Origin of the sequence: Bacillus sp. ISL-4, from assembly GCF_018613275.1 — a bacterium.
GTDB classification, from domain to species: Bacteria; Bacillota; Bacilli; order Bacillales; family DSM-1321; genus Peribacillus; species Peribacillus simplex_E.
In genome coordinates this window covers 192512-210390 of record NZ_JAGGQN010000007.1, presented here as the reverse complement: position 1 = coordinate 210390, position 17879 = coordinate 192512, and the positions used below count along the sequence as shown (strand labels likewise).

Below are 17879 nucleotides of genomic sequence, written 5' to 3'. Positions count from 1 at the left end.
TTTGTTTTTTTAATGGAGAATCGATGCAAGCTGCGAATGATGATGAAAACCTAGGGAAGGAAATTCAACAAATATTGGATGAATCGCCGGGATTGGCTGGCGCGTTAACGGGAATTTCCATCCGTTCAGCTGAAACGGGGGAAATGATTTATGAACGGGGGTCGCAAACGAGATTGCGTCCTGCTTCGAACCTTAAGCTATTGACTGCAGCAGCTGCGCTGGAAACTTTAGGGGAAGATCATGCTTTTCAAACGGAACTATACATAAAAGGAGTACAAGTTGGCCATGTTCTGCAGGGCAATGTGTACCTGAAAGGAAAAGGAGATCCCACATTATTGGAAAAGGATTTCGATGAGCTGGCAGCCTCACTGAAGCACAAACAAGTTAAGGTGGTTCATGGGGATCTTATAGGCGATGATTCTTGGTATGACGATGTTCGCTATTCCAAAGATTTAGTTTGGAGCGATGAACAGGAGTATTACGGGGCGGCCGTTTCAGCTTTAACGGCTTCCCCGAATGAAGACTACGATACCGGTACCCTCATTGTGGAGATATCCCCTGGGAAAAAGGCTGGTAAAAAGGCAACGGTGAAGCTGAAGCCGGAAACGGATTATGTGAAGGTCATCAACAAAACGAAAACTGAATCGGAAGACGGCAATAAGAAAATTGAAGTCGAACGGTCTCATGGCACACAAGTCATTACGGTGACGGGGACCATCCCGGAGCATGCCGGGGTGACCAAAGAGTGGATCTCGGTGAAAAATCCCACAGAATATGCCCTGAGCCTATTTGAAAACTCAATGAATAAACATGGAATTAAATTGTTGGGAAAAAGGAAAAAAGGGAAAACGCCAGTAGGTGCGGACATGATTGCCACTCATCAGTCCATGCCGCTTTCACAACTGCTTATTCCTTTCATGAAATTGAGCAATAACAGCCATGCCGAGGTTTTGGTGAAAGAAATGGGCAAAGAGGCAGAAGGGGAGGGAAGCTGGAAGGACGGTTTGAAGGTTGCTCGAAATCAGCTGAAGAGTATGGGTCTCGATATGCAAACGATCATGATGCGTGATGGATCTGGAATTTCCCAAGTCAATATGATTCCAGCGAATGAAATAACGAAGCTGCTGTATGCCGTACAGGAAAAAACGTGGTTTCCTGCTTACTTGAATGCTTTGCCGATTGCAGGCAACGAAAATCGGATGGTGGGCGGTACGCTAAGAAAGAGGATGAAAGGGACATATGCAGCCGGGAATGTTCGCGCTAAAACAGGGACGATTTCAGGAACGAGCTCCTTATCAGGTTATGTTACGACCAAAAGAGGGGAAAAAGTCATATTTTCGATCATCTTGAATAATTTTGTAGAAGAAAAAGGCATTACGGCAATCCAGGATAAGATAGCCGTGATGCTCGCAGAAAAGGAAAACCGGTTGGGGAGTGGCCTTTAGTATCCATTCGGAAAACAAAGTTTGAAGTTCAGGGAAATCTGCTAGAAACAGATCGGCATCTGCCAATTCATTTTCTTCGGCAAATCCGAATTGGCAGAATGCAGCCGATGAGCCATTTTATTTGCTGACTCGATGTCGATTTCGATCGCAAATCGGAATGGCGTACTCAATTCGATGGTCATTCAATAACATTGCCAGCACCTCCTTCTAGTTTTTTTTCATTTTATCCTCTCGAGGAAGGAATTTGAGGGAGGATGAATAGAAATAAGTAGTATAGGAGGAATGCTCATGAATTTTCCAACACTTGATGGACAGTATACGATTAGCAGTCTTATAGCTGAAATTCACGAAATTCCCAAAAAACGATCTCCATATATTTTGGCCATAGACGGCCGGGGCGGATCTGGAAAAAGTACACTCGCTTCCCGTATCCAAGCTGAGTGTCCTGGTAGCGCGGTCGTTCATATGGATGATTTTTATTTGCCATCATCAGACAGGGTCCAACTGCCTCCATCCCAAAAGCAGATTGGTGCGGATTATGATTGGAAACGGGTGTTAAATCAAATTCTGAAACCGCTTACGAATAGGCGAGATGCAAGGTACCAAAGGTATGATTGGAAAACGGACACTATGGCCGAATGGCATGAAGTTCCTGCTGAAGGCCTTGTTATTATAGAAGGAACATATTCCATCCGTAAAGAATTGGCAGGGTACCATGATTTCACGATTTGGGTGGAATGTCCCCGCGATCAGCGTTTGAAACGGGGGCTTGAGCGGGATGGTGAAGAAGCGCGGCAAATGTGGGAGGATAATTGGATGGTGCATGAAGATCTCTATGTGGGTGCGCAAAGGCCTCAAGAAAGAGCGAATCTTGTTGTGGACGGAACGAGCTGAATCCTTGGATTTCTGGAACTCGCTTTTAATTGTAAGGGTTTACCTATAAAATTGTATGTATGTTTAGTTAAAGCTGGAAACTTAGGGGGAAACTATGTTTACTAATGAAGAACAAGCTGCCGTATATAAAGCCATTTATAACCGAAGGGATATCAGGAGTTTTTTGTCTAAGCCCATTTCAAAGGATATACTCCGCAGAATTTTGGATGCTGCACATCATGCGCCGTCTGTAGGGTTCATGCAACCTTGGAGTTTCATCGTGATTTCATCTCAGGAAACCAAGAACAGTTTGGCATGGGCAGCGGATAAAGAAAGAAGGGCACTCGCTATTCATTATGAAGGAGATAAAGAAAATAAGTTTCTTAGCTTGAAAGTGGAAGGGTTAAAAGAAGCACCTTACACCATTTGTGTTACATGCGACCCGACACGGGGCGGCTCCCATGTTTTAGGGAGGAACTCCATTCCAGAAACGGATATCCTATCCACAGCCTGCGCGATTCAAAATATGTGGCTGGCTGCCTGTGCGGAAGGATTGGCAATGGGGTGGGTAAGCTTTTATAAGAAAAATGATATTCGTGATATTTTGGAGATTCCGCCGCATATAGAACCTGTCGCACTCCTGTCGATTGGCTATACGGATCAATATCCGGATAAACCCATTCTTGAACTTGCTAATTGGGAAAAAAGAAGGCCGATGGATGAACTTATTTTCAAAGATAAATGGGGTAATAAATAAAACTATATATTATGATTCTAGCCCCTGTTTCAGGGGTTTTTTGTTGGGAGGAATTGATTTTTTTACATAAAAAATGAAAGGAAGCAGTGAAAAAATAGAAGACCCTCACGATAGATAAATCCTTTGTAAGAGTCTTTTAAAATACAACATTCCGTAATAAATATGGACATAAAATTTGGTTTGAATTTAAAATCTGCGCCGTTTTGAAGATCCCGGTATACCGAGACCTTCACGGTATTTTGCAATAGTGCGGCGGGAGATCTTCATCCCTTCATTTTCGAATATTTGACAAAGTTTCTGATCTGAAAAAGGCTTTATCTTATCTTCATCAGCAATCAAGACCTTTATTTTTTCTTTGATGGTGGTCGTTGATTCGGTTGCTTGGCTGTTCACGCGATTTATCCCTCTAGTAAAGAAGTTCCTAAGTTTAAAGAGACCATGCGGCGTCTGGATATATTTATTGCTCGTCGCCCTGCTGATTGTTGATTCATGAACCTGAAGTTTTTCCGAAATGTCTTTCAGTGTCATAGGTTTTAACCCCGTAATTCCCTTCATGAAAAACTCTTGCTGCTCGTCCACTATTGTCGCTGCCACTTTGTAAAGTGTCATTTGCCTTTGTTCGATCCCTTTTAAAAGTAATTGGGCATCATTTATGTGCCCTTTTATATAATCTTTAGCTAGATTGACAGGATTCAGAGCGATGTGGTCCTTGTAGAAAGGACTGATGGAAAGTTTAGGTGTGCAGCTATCATTGACCGTTATCAGAAAGCCTTCTTTTTCTTTTTCCACATAAACGTCCGGAATGATGTAATGAGTCAAATCATTGGAAAAGTGACTGACGGGACGCGGGTTTAACGTACGGATGAAATCCGACGCTTCTTGTACTTCCTGAATGGTCACTTTGTATAGGGCGGCAATTTTCCTGTAGCGTTTTTCTGCTAAGTCCGTTAAGTGCTTTTTAACGATCTTTTCCGCCAATTCATTACGATCCTCATCCTCATGCTCACGCAGCTGAATGAGTAAGCAATCGGTCAAGTCTTTAGACCCGACTCCAATCGGGTCAAGGGATTGCAAAACTTGAATCATTTTTTCTATTTCTTCGACGGACACGGAAAAATGCGAGGCAGTCCAATTGGTATCCAATTCAAGAAATCCATATTCATTTAAGTTCCCAATTAAAAATTGGAGAATCCTCCTTTCAATTGCTTTCAACGAACTTAGTAAACTCAATTGTTCTAGTAAATGGCTTTCCAATGTTTCTGTGTTGATTGAATAATTGTTGATTGGGTTGTAATTATTGTCTCCGTTGAAACTTTTACTTTTAGAGGACCGTTTCAAAGAATTTATTTTAGGTGTAAGAATGCTAGATTCAGTAAGTGATGCGAGGGGGTCTTTAAAGCTTATTTCGAGAACGGGATTTTCGTAAGCTTGCCGGTTTAGGAAACCTATTAGTTCATGGGTCGAATATTGAAGGATCTTGATCGATTGCTGTAATTCAGGGGTTAATGACAGTTTCAAAGTTTGTTTTTGGTATAGTTCAAATCCTACCTGCAAATATATCAACTTCTTTCGTTTAGATTAATATGGCGGCTCAAGAGGGCTGGAAAAATATTAACATGATAATAATACAAATCTTCCGAAAATTCAACATTGTGTGTTAGGTTTTGTAACATCAATTAGTAAATAAAGAGGGGGACGAATTTATTCTAATGAATGGGCGTTGGGTGATTCGAATATGAATTGAATGATTTATATATGAATCAACACAAACTCCTAATGATTTATATATGAATCGTTTTTAACTTGAATGCCTTTAATATAAGGCTCATATAATTTGGCATGCATCTTGCTATATCTAAATATATAAATAAAAAATAAACTAGCTTGAAAAAATCCACTACAAGAGAAGGGTGTTTTTTACATGATCAAAGAAACGACGGGTATTCAGGAATTAATCGATTTGGATAAAAAGCATTTTATTCATCCGACTACGGCAATCGAGCAACAGCAGGCAGATGGTCCAAGTTTCATCTTTAAGGAAGGGAAGGGAATATATCTTACGGATGTCACGGGCAGGACTGTCATTGATGGCATGGCTTCACTTTGGAATGTGAATATTGGACATGGACAAGAAGAGATGGCTGAAGTCGCGAAGGAACAAATGACGAAGCTAGCTTTCACCTCAAGTTTCGCCACTTTCAGCAATGAGCCGGCAATCCGGTTGGCGGCCAAAATCGCTTCCATCGCTCCTGGGGATTTGAATGCAGTTTTCTTCACTTCAGGTGGATCGGAGTCGAATGATACGGCCATCAAACTTGCTCGTCATTACTGGCTTTTGAAAGGGCAGCCTAATCGTCAAAAAATCATTTCCCGCTCGAAATCCTATCATGGAGTGGCAATGGGAGCTACTAGTGCGACTGGCCTGAAGCCGTTCCGAGACTTCACGAATTCAATCGCACCGGATTTTTACCATGTAGACGGTTCCTCCATTGAGGAGTTGCGTAAGGTCATAGAACAGGAAGGGCCGGAAACGATTGCGGCATTTATCGCTGAACCGATTCAAGGGGCTGGTGGCGTGAACCTTCCTCCTGAAGGCTATTTTAAGGAAGTAAGGGAGATTTGTAATGAATACGGCATTTTAATGGTGACGGATGAAGTCATTACAGGTTTCGGAAGAACAGGGACTTATTTTGGGATTGAACACTTTGGTGTTGTACCTGATATGATGTGCTTCGCAAAAGGTGTGACGAGCGGATATGCACAGTTAGGCGGGGTCGTCCTGAATGATAAGATGCATCAGGACTTCATTGCCCTTTCAAAAGGCACGCTTTTACACGGCTACACATACAGTGGCCATCCTATGGCATGTGCGGTTGCTTTGAAAAATATTGAAATAATTGAACGTGAAAACTTGATAGAAAACTCGAAAAAGCGTGGTGAAGAGTTGCTTGCCGGCTTTAAGAAGCTTCAAAGCAAACACCCGATTGTTGGTGATGTCAGGGCACTTGGATTAATTGGAGGCATCTCCATCGTAAAGGACAAACAAACAGGCGAAGGCTTTGAGACACAGCTTGCTCCAAGACTGGTTGCTGAAGCGGCGAAGAATGGTTTGATTTGCCGGTCTGTTACGTTTGACCAAGATACACTCGTATTCGCACCGCCTCTAATCATTACTAAATCTGAAGTCGAAAGAATAATTGAAATCCTTGATGAGACATTTACTGCTGTCGAAAAAGAAATTTTATAAGAGGTGAAAGTGATGGTCATGACGGAAACGCTGAAAAAGAAATTATTCATTAATGGTAAATGGCAAGAAGCTGAAAAGTTCACGACACTAAAGTCTCCATATAGCGGGGAAGTTCTAGCGGAGATTCCTTCGGCAAGCCTTGAAGATGTAGAGTTGGCAATAGAATCAGCCTATCAAGCTAGAAAAACAATGGCAGCTTTACCTAGTCATAAACGCGCTGCAATACTTGAAAAGCTTGCGAGCCTTTTGGAGAGCCGCAAAGATGAGGCAGCTGAAATTATTGCTAAAGAGGCAGCGAAACCGATCAAAACGGCAATTGTTGAAGTATCCCGGACGATTGCCACATATAAATTTGCAGCAGAGGAAGCAAAAAGGATTCATGGGGAAACATTGACGATGGATGCTACAGCTGACGGAGAAGGAAGGATAGGATACACAGTCCGTGAGCCTCTAGGCGTTGTGGGTGCAATTACCCCTTTTAATTTTCCGATGAACCTGGTTGCCCATAAAGTAGGCCCGGCCATTGCTGCCGGAAATACACTTGTCCTGAAACCTGCGAGCCAAACACCGCTATCTTCGCTATTTCTTGCTGAACTATTAGCAGAAACGGATTTGCCGGCTGGTGCGTTTAATTTAGTTACCGGAAGCGGTTCGGTAATTGGTGATAAATTAGTCACCGATTCACGGGTGAAGAGCATTTCATTTACTGGAAGTCCGGCTGTCGGAATCGGGATCCGTAATAAGGCAGGATTAAAGAAAGTGAGTCTTGAACTAGGTTCGAATGCGGCTGTCATCGTTGATAAAGGGATCAATATCGATAAAATCATCCAACGCTGTGTATCGGCAGCATTCGCTTTTCAAGGGCAGGTCTGTATTTCCTTACAGCGCGCATATGTTCATGAAGAGGTATATGATGAGTTCGTCAAAAAATTCATAGAAGCAACGAATGGCTTGAAACTAGGAGATTCTTTGGACCCGTCTGTGGATCTTTCGGCATTAATCAGTGCTGGTGATGTACAGCGAAGCCTGGATTGGATCGGGGAAGCTAAACAACACGGTGCGATCGTTGCAGCAGGAGGTAAATCTGAAGGGAATATCCTGCATCCGACTGTGTTGCTGGAAGTGGATGCAATGCTTAAGGTATCTTGTCAGGAAGTCTTCGCTCCCATTGTTTTGATCAATAAGGTTTCATCTGTTGAGGAAGCGATTGACTTGGTCAACGATTCCGAATTCGGATTGCAGGCCGGGATTTACACAGAAAATATCAATCTGGCTCTTTCTGCCGCAGAAAAATTGGAAGTCGGCGGTGTTATCATTAATGATATCCCAACTTACCGTGTCGACAACATGCCGTATGGCGGAGTCAAAAAAAGCGGGACTGGCCGCGAAGGGTTAAAATATGCGATTGAAGAAATGACGGAAATGAAACTGGTCATTATTAACCGAAATTAATCAGAAAAGAGATGAGCAGATGCTCATCTCTTTTTTTGAGCTGCAGGTTTATTTTTCTATGAATCTTGAATGAGGTTGAGATGAAGGATTGCCCATATGTTATGCAAAAATGAATAGGTAATTCACGATTGAATTTAAATGAGACAGGAAAGGGTAAAAAAACGTGTTTTACCTATTATTTCAAACTGGCATGAATCTTGCTCATATCTTATATATAGGTAGATAACTTAAAACCGAGGAGGAATTTACATGCAGGAAACTTTGCAAAATAACACGAAAAAAGAGGGAACGGGAGCACGGGACTTAAAGATGTTCATCAATGGGGAATGGGTGAATTCGACTTCAGGAGAGAAGAGGGATGTATTGAATCCGGCCACCGGGGAAGTTATTGCCAAAGCTGCGGAAGGAACACAGGAAGATGTGGATGCAGCGGTCGAGGCAGCAAAATATGCTTTCTATGAAGGTGGTTGGTGGGGAACTCCTGCAGTGGAAAGAGCTCGCATTTTATTCAAAATAGCCGACAAAATAGAAGAAAAAGCTGAAGAATTAGCTGCGTTGGAAACATTGGATAATGGGAAACCATTGCGTGAGGCTCGTTATGATATAGCGGATTCAGCAGCCTGTTTTAGATATTATGCAGGATTGGCTACAAAACCGACAGGTCAAACTTTTGAAGTTCCTGACGGTCAGCAAGCGATGGTCGTAAGGGAACCAATCGGTGTATGCGGGCAGATCGTTCCATGGAATTTTCCGCTAATGATGTCAGCATGGAAACTCGCCCCGGCGCTTGCTGCAGGAAATTCGGTTGTGTTCAAACCATCTGAGATCACCCCTGTGACAGCGGTCAAACTATTCGAAATCATGGATGAAGTCGGATTGCCAAAAGGTGTCGCAAACCTTGTGTTAGGAGCGGGGCCAGTTGTCGGGCAAGCCATTGCCGAACATGAGGAAATCGATAAAGTGGCCTTTACAGGAGGGACGGAAACAGGACGTAAGATCATGGAGGCTTCACTGGGTAACCTAAAGAAGGTGACATTGGAGCTCGGCGGGAAATCGCCTAATATCGTATTTGCCGACTCTGACTTTGAGACTGCCGTAGATTATGCTCTATACGGGATTTTCTGTAATCAAGGACAAGTGTGTTCAGCAGGTTCCCGTTTATTGCTGGAAGAGTCCATTTACGATCAGTTCATTGCAAGTCTTACTGCGAAGGCGAAAAAGATCAAAGTAGGTTCAGGTTCTGATGAAAGCAGCCAGATGGGTCCTATCGTTTCAGAAGCCCATATGAACAAAATATTATCGTATATCCAAATCGGAAAAGAAGAAGGTGCCAAAATAATCGTCGGTGGAAATCGAATGAAAGAAGAAGGCTTGGATAAAGGTTACTTTGTCGAACCTACTATTTTTGTTGATACGACACCGGACATGCGGATTGTGCAGGAAGAAATTTTTGGACCGGTGCTTGTCGTTCAAAAGTTCAAGGATGAAGCGGAAGCACTTCAACTGGCCAATGATACGAAATATGGTTTAGCGGGAGCGGTGTTCACGAATGATATCGCAAAAGCGTACCGTGTCATAAAAAAAGTGCGTGCCGGCATCACGTGGATAAACTCATATCATCCAACTTATAACGAAGCTCCTTGGGGAGGGTTCAAGCAAAGTGGAAATGGACGCGAACTGGGAACTTTCGGTTACGAAGCTTACACCGAATTGAAGCAAATCAATAACAACTTGGATATCCAGCCAACAGGCTGGTTTGATGAAGAGTAAATAAGCTTGACGAAAAGGCTGTTCCTTGTGGAACAGCTTTTTTTTGTGGAATCACAGATAAAATGCCGGAAATCAGAGATATAATCCGAAAAGTGCAGATATATTTCAAAAACCGCAGATAAAATGCCGAAATCGGACATATAACTCCGAAAACCGCAGATAAAATGCCAAAATCACAGATGAAATTCCGAAAACCGCAGATATATTTCAAAAAGCGCAGATAAAATGCCGAAATTGGAGATATAACTCCGAAAACCGCAGATATATATCAAAAAGCGCAAATAAAATTCCGAAAACCGCAGATATATTTCAAAAACCGCAGATAAAATGCCGAAACCGGAGATATAATCCGGAAATCGCAGATAAAATGCCGAAATCGTAGATATAACTCCGAAAACCGCAGATATATTTCAAAAAGCGAAAATAAAATGCCGAAACCGGAGATATATTCAAGGATTGCTAAACATTGATTTACTTTTGCTGGACTTTTTCAAGATCAACCCGTCCTGAAAAGAAAACGGCGCCATTACCCATATCTGCGAGGCGATCTGGGGTAAGGGAATTGATGTGTTGTTTTGTTTCAGGTGTATTCTGCCACAAGCCTTGGCTGACAAGAACGCCGGGTAACACATTTTCACCGGGAGCAGCGGTAAGTAAACATTCACCGCGATCGTTCCAGATTTTAACCATATCTCCGGAGGATATCCCCATTGTTTTGGCATCAGCGGCATTCATGTGCAGTTTCGGTTCCTTTTCCATGGAGATATGTTTGGCATTATTTGAAAAGGTTGAATTCAAGAAATTGTGATTAGGTGCCGGAATGAATAAAAATGGCAGGTCGCTGTCTTTTATGATTGGCGTATATGTTGGCAAAGGCTCGTATCCATCCTGCTTCATCCGTTCGGAATAAAGTTCGATTTTACCGCTTGGTGTCGGGAGTTTTCCTGGGAACATCGGCTGCATCTTGGCTTTGACAAATTGATTCCTTGAAAGGGAGTCATAGGTGATGCCTTCTAAATGCGGGTTATCGGGAAAATCCAGCGCCTGACGTATCATATCTTCCTCAGAATCTCTAAATGCTTGTTCCTCAAATCCCATTCCAGCAGCTAACAGTTTGAACAATTCAACATTCGATTTCGACTCGCCATATTTTTCGACTACAGGTTTTTGTATTTGCACGTAATTATGCCAGTATGAATTATAAAAATCCTCCGTTTCATAAGATGATGTGGCAGGCAGGACGAGGTCGGCAAACATGGCCGTTTCGGTTAAGAATAGATCATGTACAACTGTGAATAGATCTTCCCGCATTAGGCCTTCCTGCACCTTATTTGCATTCGGAGCGACAAGTGCTGGGTTGGAGCCGTATACAAACATGGAGCGAATCGGGTTTTCCTTTTCCAGGAGAGCTTGACCGATTTGGTTCATATTAATGGTCCGGGTAGCTTTATTATGCAATAAATCAGGACGTCTTAAGGCATTTGTATTAAAAGCCAGATATCCAGAATTTCCTTTGATGGCTCCGCCGCCTTCGGTCATCCATTGGCCGGTAAGTGCAGGCAGGCAGGCGATGGTACGTACCGCCATGCCTCCATTGTCATGGTGCTGCAGGCCATTGCCTATCCGAACGAATGATGGACTTGTGGTGCCGTACATCCTGGCTAATTCATATAAGTCATCAATTGGAACGCCAGTGATCGCGGAGACGGTTGCAGGGTCATATTGGCGGACGTGTTCGCGCAATTCGGCAGCACCAACTGTGTATTCATCCAAAAAGGGCTGGTCGACTAGATTCTCGGCATATAGTATATGCATTAATCCGAGGGCAAGCGCACTATCGGTGCCAGGCAAAATCGGAATGAACCAATCTGCCCACTTGCCGGTTTGGTTTTTATGTACGTCAATGACAACTACTTTGGCCCCGTTTTTTCGGGCTTGCTGGGCAAGCGTTACTTGGTGCATATTTGTGCTCACAGCGTTAATGCCCCACATGATGAAAAGCTTTGTATGAATCGTTTCTTCTGGATCGATGCCGAATGAACCACCCATTGTATAGCTGTATCCGACTGAGCCTGCCGCGTTACAAATGGAACGCTCGAGCATGCTTGCACCGAGTTTGTGGAAAAAACGGCGATCCATCCCCTCAGCGCTGAGGTTGCCCATGTTTCCGTAAAAGCTGTAGGGAAGTATGCTTTCCGGTCCGTGCATTTCAATCAGGTCTTTCCATTTGGAAGTGATTGTGTCAATGGCCTCTTCCCAGCTGATTGGAGCAAAATTCCCGTCCCCTTTCGGACCGATGCGCTTTAATGGCTGTTTTAAGCGATTGGGGTCATATAGGCGAGCGGTCATGTTTCGAACTTTGTTGCAAATATTCCCTTTTGTGACTGGATGATCAGGGTCTCCTTGAACTTTAATGATTTTCCCGTCTTTTTTGTGCAGCAGTAAACCGCACTGATCAGGACAGTCAAGAGAGCAAACAGAGGGAAAGACTCCATCTGGCTGATTGATATAGGATTGCATGGCGTATTCCTCCTAATAATTTAATCTAATAAAAAGAATTTTCTTAATTATATTGAAAGTGAAATCGTTGAAAGGTGCAAGAACTTCTTAACATATGTTTTTTTTTCTGATAAGCTTACAAGATGAAAATTAACCTATAAATAGGAGGATTCATTTTTGGATTATGGAATTATAATATCAATAGGAATATACATGGCAGGCATGCTGTTAATTGGTTATTTTGCCTATCGGAAAACGGCCAACTTAACCGATTACATGCTTGGCGGCCGGAACTTGGGCCCGGCTGTAACTGCATTGAGTGCAGGGGCTTCCGATATGAGCGGCTGGCTGTTGATGGGTCTTCCCGGTGCTATGTACATAAGCGGGTTAAGTGCTGGCTGGATTGTCGTCGGCCTGTGTACAGGGTCTTATTTAAACTGGTTATTTGTGGCACCAAGACTTCGGACATACACGGAATTGGCCGGCAATTCGATTACGATTCCTGATTTTTTGGGGAATCGGTTTAAAGATGGCTCCAGGGTCTTAAAAGTGGTATCAGCATCGGTCATTTTAATTTTCTTCACCTTTTACACATCTTCAGGCATGGTAGCAGGCGGTGAGCTTTTCCGCTCCGCTTTCAATTTGGATTATCGGTGGGGCATCTGGCTGACGGCGAGTGTTGTTATTCTTTATACATTATTTGGCGGATTCCTGGCTGTTAGCTGGACCGACTTCGTACAAGGTACAATCATGTTCATTGCCTTAATTCTAGTGCCAGTTGTCACGATTGTAAATATTGGTGGCTGGGATCCTACCTTCAATGAAATAAGATCGATCAACCCGAATTTATTGCATGTCTTTGAAGGAACATCAACCATTGGAATCATATCTCTTCTGGCATGGGGACTTGGTTATTTCGGGCAGCCTCATATTATCGTTCGATTCATGGCGGTTTCATCTGTTAAAGAATTGAAAAGTGCACGCCGAATCGGTATGGGCTGGATGATTTTTGCTATCGTCGGAGCGATGTTCACCGGATTGGTGGGGATAGCTTACTTTAACCTGACAAACAGTCCTTTAGGGGAAAAAAATGCTGAGACCGTCTTCATCATTTTATCTAAAGAGCTGTTTCCTTCTTTAATTACAGGCTTCTTGTTGGCTGCTATTTTGGCAGCGGTCATGAGTACGATTGCATCACAGCTTTTAGTATCGGCAAGTGCTTTGACCGATGATTTCTATAAGCAGTTCATTCGGCCGAATGCATCTGATAAGGAATTAGTGCTGGTAGGCCGGTTTGGTGTATTGGCAATATCCGCCATTGCCCTATTATTGGCTTTTAATCCAAGCGGTACGATCCTTAAATTGGTGGGTTATGCATGGGCTGGCTTTGGAGCGGCCTTCGGTCCTGTCATTCTGTTTAGCCTGTACTGGAAACGGATGACGAAATGGGGAGCGCTGGCGGGAATGGTTGTCGGTACGGCAACCGTGATCGTCTGGGATATGATCGATAAGTTCGCTGAAGTATACGAAATCATTCCTGGTTTCATCGCTGGTTCAATAGCGGTAGTCGTTTTCAGCTTATTATCGGCCAAGCCTACAAAAGATATAGAAGAAGAATTCAATCAAGCCATTAAAAACCTCTCTTGATCATTGAAGGTCCAGTTAAAATGCTGCTGTTTTTTTTAGCGATATAAAACAATGAATGCAATATATATGGTACAATACCGATAGAGTCCTTATGTTGAAAACATGAGGGCTTTTTTTGAGTGATTTGGGAATAATAAACCAAAAAACAATACAAAGGAAAAAATATGAACCAATCTCATAAAATTGCATGTAAAGTGGCTTTTATATATATAATCATTGGGGTCTTATGGATTTTCGTTACGGATTATATCTCTATGACACAGGCAAGGGCAGATGTTCAGATATATGCAATGTTCCAACATTCCAAAGGGTGGATGTTCATTTTCATAACTGGGCTTTTCCTATACTTCATAATCAGGTATTGGACGGGGAAAATGTTGAGGTCCCAACAGGAATTCATTCTGAAGGATGAACAGTATCGGTCGCTGTTCAAGCATAACCCGGATTGTGTGCTTGAGCTGGATCTCGAAGGAAATGTCGTTTCGATAAACCCTGAAGCTGAAAAACTATTAGGTCATAACAGTGACGATGTGAAAGGCAAGAATGCGAATCATCTACTCAATTGGAATGAAAGTGATAAAGTATCTGTATTCTTTAAACAGTCCCTTCAAGGGGAGGCTGTAAAATTCGAAACGACCATTCAGAATGGCAGCGATGAAGAACGGATAATCCGTGTAACTTTTTTACCGATCATCGTTCACGCGGAAATGCTTGGAGTATATGCAATCGTTCGGGATATTACTGAATTGCGGCGCGAAGAGGAATTGATGATCATGTCTGAAAAGCTATCTGTAATCGGACATCTGGCTGCAGCGGTCGCACATGAGATAAGGAATCCGCTGACATCGTTAAAAGGATTCGTTCAGTTAATGGATATGACGCAGGAGGTAAACCCGCTGCATTCTGATATCATGTTGAAGGAAATTGACAGGATTAATATTATCTCAAGTGAACTTTTGATTCTTGGGAAGAAACAGGATGTAGCATTTCGCAGGATCGATCTTGCCGACAGTTTACAACAGGTATTCACGTTGATGAAAGCAGAAACGAATTTGAATAATATCGAAATGGGGTTCAGGGTTAAAACCGCCGAACCGATTTATATTATGGCTGATCCAATTGAAATTAAACAGTTGATAATCAATATCGTCAAGAACAGCATTGAAGCGATTGAGGATAATGGGAAAATTGATATATCACTGCAAACCAGCGATGGACAAGCTGTAGTCAGCGTTAGTGATAATGGCATGGGAATGGTGCCCGAGCGCCTTGAAAGGATTGGTGAGCCTTTTTATTCGACGAAGGAAAAGGGCACAGGGATCGGGCTAGCGATTTGCCGGAAAATCGTTCATCGACTTCACGGGGAAATGCATTTTGAAAGTGAGATAAACAAAGGGACGACGGTTACAATTCGTATTCCGTTGGCTACTGGACAAGAATAAATGGTACTATGAAAGATAGGAAAAGTTATATTTTAAAGGAGAACGATATGAGCGAATTACCTGAATTAGTGAACGATAGAAAACCATATATACAAGAGGTCTGGAAAAAGTCCGGATTCGGACAACTTACCCCGATTCAAACGAAAGCGATTCCGGTGATTGTCGAGGGAAAAGACGTCATGGCTGAATCACCGACTGGTACGGGAAAAACATTAGCATATTTATTGCCATTGCTAGAAAAGATAGATCCTGAAAAGAAATCGCCCCAAGCTTTGATTTTGGCATCATCACGTGAACTGGTCATGCAAATTAATGAAGAAATTCGCATTTGGTCAGAGGGAAGCGGCATTACGGGTGCAGCATTCATCGGCGGTGCTAATGTGAAAAGGCAGTTGGACAAACTGAAGAAGCGTCCCCAGGTGATTGCTGGAACACCGGGGCGTATTTACGAATTGATTGCCCAAAAGAAGTTGAAGATGCATGAAGTTAAGACGATAGTACTTGATGAAGGTGACCAATTGATCACTCCAGAGCATATGGGTACGATCAATAATATTATCAAAACAACGTTAAAAGACCGGCAAATCATGGTATTTTCAGCGACCTTGCCGGAGGAAACGGAAAAAGCCGCCCGGGGATTCATGAATGAACCCGAAATGATCAAGGTCGATAAGCATGAAAAAATGGAATCAAAAGTGGATCATCTTTACTTTGTTGTTGAGAGACGGGAAAAGTCCAAGATCCTCGAGAAAATAACAAGAATTAAAGATGTGAAGGCCCTTGCCTTCCTGAATGATATAGCAGAGCTGAGTGTCTTACATGAGAAGCTGAGTTATAAAGGTATTGAAATGGGCGTGCTTCACGGTGAATCAAATAAAGTCGACAGGGAGAAAGCGTTGCGCAAGCTTCGTTCCGGAAAATCCCCGATGCTGATAGCAACGGATGTAGCGGCAAGGGGGCTTGATATTAAAGGTCTTACTGCGGTCGTTCATATTGATATGGCTGACAACATCGAACAATATATCCATAGATCTGGGAGAACTGGGCGAGCAGGTACAGATGGCACTGTCATTTCAATTGTAACGGAAAGAGAAGAGCGAGAGTTGAAAAAAATGGGTCGTGAACTGGAGATTCCATTAACGAGAGTAACCTTCTATGGTGGAAACATCGTAGTCGATGAATGATACGGAAAAAGGGACGGCCATGGCGGCTGTCTTTTTTTTTGCAAATGCCCGTTAAGATTTAAAATTAAAAAGTTGCTCATTGTGCAGAATCTCCACGACATGCCTTTTCCGCTTTCTGAATATGGTGGGATTCCAGTAGAAAAGTGCTTGTTATTGCTGAATCAAATTGAACGATGGGTGCCTCGGCAAAAGGGCTGAAATAATCCAATAAAGATCAGGATAATATCCCTTCATAGCATTTGATACTATAAATATTGGATTGTGAAATTATACTAAATTCAGGAGTTCATTAATGGGGGATAATCATGAATGAAAACGCTTCCTTTATATGGTTTTTTGACATATGATAGCAATAGACATAGGTTAGGAGGAGACGGTATGACAGGAAAGTATAAACAGTTTGAAACGGCAGTCATCCATGAAGGATATGACTCGAAGAAGCATTTAGGAAGCTTGGCAACACCCTTATTCCAAACCTCAACATTCACTTTCGAAAATGCCGAGCAAGGGGAAAGGCGTTTTGCCGGTATGGAAGATGGATATATTTATTCCCGCCTAGGAAATCCAACGGTACAAGTGCTTGAAGAAAAGATCGCCGCTTTGGAAGGCGGGGAAGCTGGCCTAGCTTTCGGTTCAGGCATGGCTGCCGTTTCAGCAGTACTTTTTGCGTTAACAAAAACAGATGACCACATCCTGTGCTCACAGGGGCTATATGGTTGTACATTTGGCCTTCTGCAGCTAATGAAAAATAAATACCGCATCACACATGATTTTTGTGAAATGGATTCAGAAGAACAAGTAAGGAAAATGATCCGGCCGGAAACGACCTGCATATATGTAGAAACCCCGATCAATCCGACGATGAAAATGATTGACTTACAGATGGTGGTGAGAGTTGCGAAGGAATATAATGTGACGGTAGTAGTCGATAATACGTTTTCGACTCCCTACCTACAGAGACCGCTTGAATATGGCTGTGATATCGTCCTTCATAGCGCTACGAAATATCTTTGCGGGCATGGTGATGTCGTTGCAGGGCTTGTCGTTGGTAAGAAGGAATTCATGAATCAGGTAGCCGGGACTACACAGAAGGATATCGGTGGAATCATTTCACCATTCGATGCCTGGTTACTATTACGGGGGGTAAAGACCTTGCCTGTCAGGATGGATCGTCATTCGGCCAATGCAATGGCAATCTTTCAAGAGCTTAAGAAACATCCAAAGGTGAAAAAGGTATATTATCCAGGTGATGAAGCTTCACCGGATCATTATATAATGCAAAAACAAATGAAACATGGCGGCGGCCTTATCTCTTTCGAATTGCATGGCACAAAACAGGATGCACAGGAATTCCTCAATAAATTGAAACTTATCAAAATTGCTGTAAGTCTAGGGGATGCCGAAACATTGATCCAGCATCCCGCTACCATGACGCACTCTGCCGTTCCTGAAGATTCACGGGAACAAATGGGCATCAGTGACCAGCTTGTCCGTCTTTCAGTTGGCCTTGAGGCTTGGGAGGATGTCTGGCAAGATCTTCAGCAAGCATTTTAGGGTACCATA

13 protein-coding genes are annotated in these 17879 nt (G+C 42.9%); 10 read left to right on the top strand and 3 right to left on the bottom strand.

Annotation, left to right across the window (positions count from 1 at the left end; translation table 11 throughout):
* Positions 1-23 precede the first annotated feature (23 nt).
* A complete protein-coding gene (gene dacB, locus J7J00_RS04410) occupies positions 24-1445 on the top strand; it encodes a D-alanyl-D-alanine carboxypeptidase/D-alanyl-D-alanine endopeptidase (RefSeq protein WP_214788263.1) in 1422 nt (473 codons plus the stop codon).
* A 41-nt stretch (positions 1446-1486) separates the two neighbouring features.
* Here dacB and J7J00_RS04405 read toward each other — a convergent pair whose 3' ends face one another.
* Positions 1487-1627 carry a hypothetical protein gene (locus J7J00_RS04405; RefSeq protein WP_179891009.1) on the bottom strand — a complete coding sequence of 47 codons (141 nt, stop codon included), beginning with the start codon at positions 1625-1627 and terminating at the stop codon, positions 1487-1489.
* A 106-nt stretch (positions 1628-1733) separates the two neighbouring features.
* Between J7J00_RS04405 and J7J00_RS04400 the strand changes: the two genes are divergently transcribed.
* Together J7J00_RS04400 and bluB are read left to right on the top strand one after the other, a co-directional pair.
* A complete protein-coding gene (locus J7J00_RS04400; protein WP_214787826.1) occupies positions 1734-2339 on the top strand; it encodes a uridine kinase family protein in 606 nt (201 codons plus the stop codon).
* A gap of 94 nt (positions 2340-2433) precedes the next feature.
* Positions 2434-3075, top strand: a complete 642-nt coding sequence (bluB, locus tag J7J00_RS04395) for a 5,6-dimethylbenzimidazole synthase (RefSeq protein WP_214787823.1) — start codon at positions 2434-2436, stop codon at positions 3073-3075.
* 186 nt (positions 3076-3261) lie between these two features.
* Here bluB and rpoN read toward each other — a convergent pair whose 3' ends face one another.
* Complete coding sequence (gene rpoN / locus J7J00_RS04390) at positions 3262-4629, bottom strand: RNA polymerase factor sigma-54 (RefSeq protein ID WP_286201166.1); 1368 nt, start codon at positions 4627-4629, stop codon at positions 3262-3264.
* Between the two features lie 367 nt (positions 4630-4996).
* Between rpoN and J7J00_RS04385 the strand changes: the two genes are divergently transcribed.
* From J7J00_RS04385 to J7J00_RS04375, 3 genes are all read left to right on the top strand, one after another.
* The gene (locus tag J7J00_RS04385) at positions 4997-6322 is read left to right on the top strand and encodes an aminotransferase family protein (protein ID WP_141992679.1); all 1326 of its coding nucleotides are present in this window, start codon (positions 4997-4999) and stop codon (positions 6320-6322) included.
* 18 nt (positions 6323-6340) lie between these two features.
* Positions 6341-7774, top strand: a complete 1434-nt coding sequence (locus J7J00_RS04380) for an aldehyde dehydrogenase family protein (protein ID WP_214788260.1) — start codon at positions 6341-6343, stop codon at positions 7772-7774.
* A gap of 249 nt (positions 7775-8023) precedes the next feature.
* Positions 8024-9544 carry an aldehyde dehydrogenase family protein gene (locus J7J00_RS04375; RefSeq protein ID WP_214787818.1) on the top strand — a complete coding sequence of 507 codons (1521 nt, stop codon included), beginning with the start codon at positions 8024-8026 and terminating at the stop codon, positions 9542-9544.
* 471 nt (positions 9545-10015) lie between these two features.
* Here the strand turns inward: J7J00_RS04375 and J7J00_RS04370 are convergent, their stop codons facing one another.
* A complete protein-coding gene (locus tag J7J00_RS04370) occupies positions 10016-12064 on the bottom strand; it encodes a molybdopterin oxidoreductase family protein (protein ID WP_214787816.1) in 2049 nt (682 codons plus the stop codon).
* 156 nt (positions 12065-12220) lie between these two features.
* Here J7J00_RS04370 and putP point away from each other — a divergent pair, with 156 nt between their 5' ends.
* The 4 genes from putP to megL all read left to right on the top strand — a co-directional run bounded on the left by putP (position 12221) and on the right by megL (position 17870).
* On the top strand, positions 12221-13690 hold the full coding sequence (gene putP, locus J7J00_RS04365; RefSeq protein WP_214787813.1) for a sodium/proline symporter PutP: 1470 nt from the start codon (positions 12221-12223) through the stop codon (positions 13688-13690).
* Positions 13691-13884: 194 nt separating this feature from the next.
* Positions 13885-15132: an ATP-binding protein gene (locus J7J00_RS04360; protein WP_214787810.1), complete on the top strand. Its 1248-nt coding sequence runs from the start codon at positions 13885-13887 to the stop codon at positions 15130-15132.
* Between the two features lie 47 nt (positions 15133-15179).
* Complete coding sequence (locus tag J7J00_RS04355) at positions 15180-16316, top strand: DEAD/DEAH box helicase (RefSeq protein ID WP_214787807.1); 1137 nt, start codon at positions 15180-15182, stop codon at positions 16314-16316.
* A gap of 378 nt (positions 16317-16694) precedes the next feature.
* Positions 16695-17870: a methionine gamma-lyase gene (gene megL, locus J7J00_RS04350; RefSeq protein ID WP_214787804.1), complete on the top strand. Its 1176-nt coding sequence runs from the start codon at positions 16695-16697 to the stop codon at positions 17868-17870.
* Positions 17871-17879 lie beyond the last annotated feature (9 nt).

What these genes read in the sequence shown, in the direction of transcription:
- dacB (WP_214788263.1), top strand. Translation starts at nt 24, where the DNA reads ATGCAAGCTGCGAATGATGATGAAAACCTAGGGAAGGAAATTCAACAA.
- J7J00_RS04405 (WP_179891009.1), bottom strand. Translation starts at nt 1,627, where the DNA reads ATGACCATCGAATTGAGTACGCCATTCCGATTTGCGATCGAAATCGAC.
- J7J00_RS04400 (WP_214787826.1), top strand. Translation starts at nt 1,734, where the DNA reads ATGAATTTTCCAACACTTGATGGACAGTATACGATTAGCAGTCTTATA.
- bluB (WP_214787823.1), top strand. Translation starts at nt 2,434, where the DNA reads ATGTTTACTAATGAAGAACAAGCTGCCGTATATAAAGCCATTTATAAC.
- J7J00_RS04385 (WP_141992679.1), top strand. Translation starts at nt 4,997, where the DNA reads ATGATCAAAGAAACGACGGGTATTCAGGAATTAATCGATTTGGATAAA.
- J7J00_RS04380 (WP_214788260.1), top strand. Translation starts at nt 6,341, where the DNA reads ATGACGGAAACGCTGAAAAAGAAATTATTCATTAATGGTAAATGGCAA.
- J7J00_RS04375 (WP_214787818.1), top strand. Translation starts at nt 8,024, where the DNA reads ATGCAGGAAACTTTGCAAAATAACACGAAAAAAGAGGGAACGGGAGCA.
- J7J00_RS04370 (WP_214787816.1), bottom strand. Translation starts at nt 12,064, where the DNA reads ATGCAATCCTATATCAATCAGCCAGATGGAGTCTTTCCCTCTGTTTGC.
- J7J00_RS04355 (WP_214787807.1), top strand. Translation starts at nt 15,180, where the DNA reads ATGAGCGAATTACCTGAATTAGTGAACGATAGAAAACCATATATACAA.
- megL (WP_214787804.1), top strand. Translation starts at nt 16,695, where the DNA reads ATGACAGGAAAGTATAAACAGTTTGAAACGGCAGTCATCCATGAAGGA.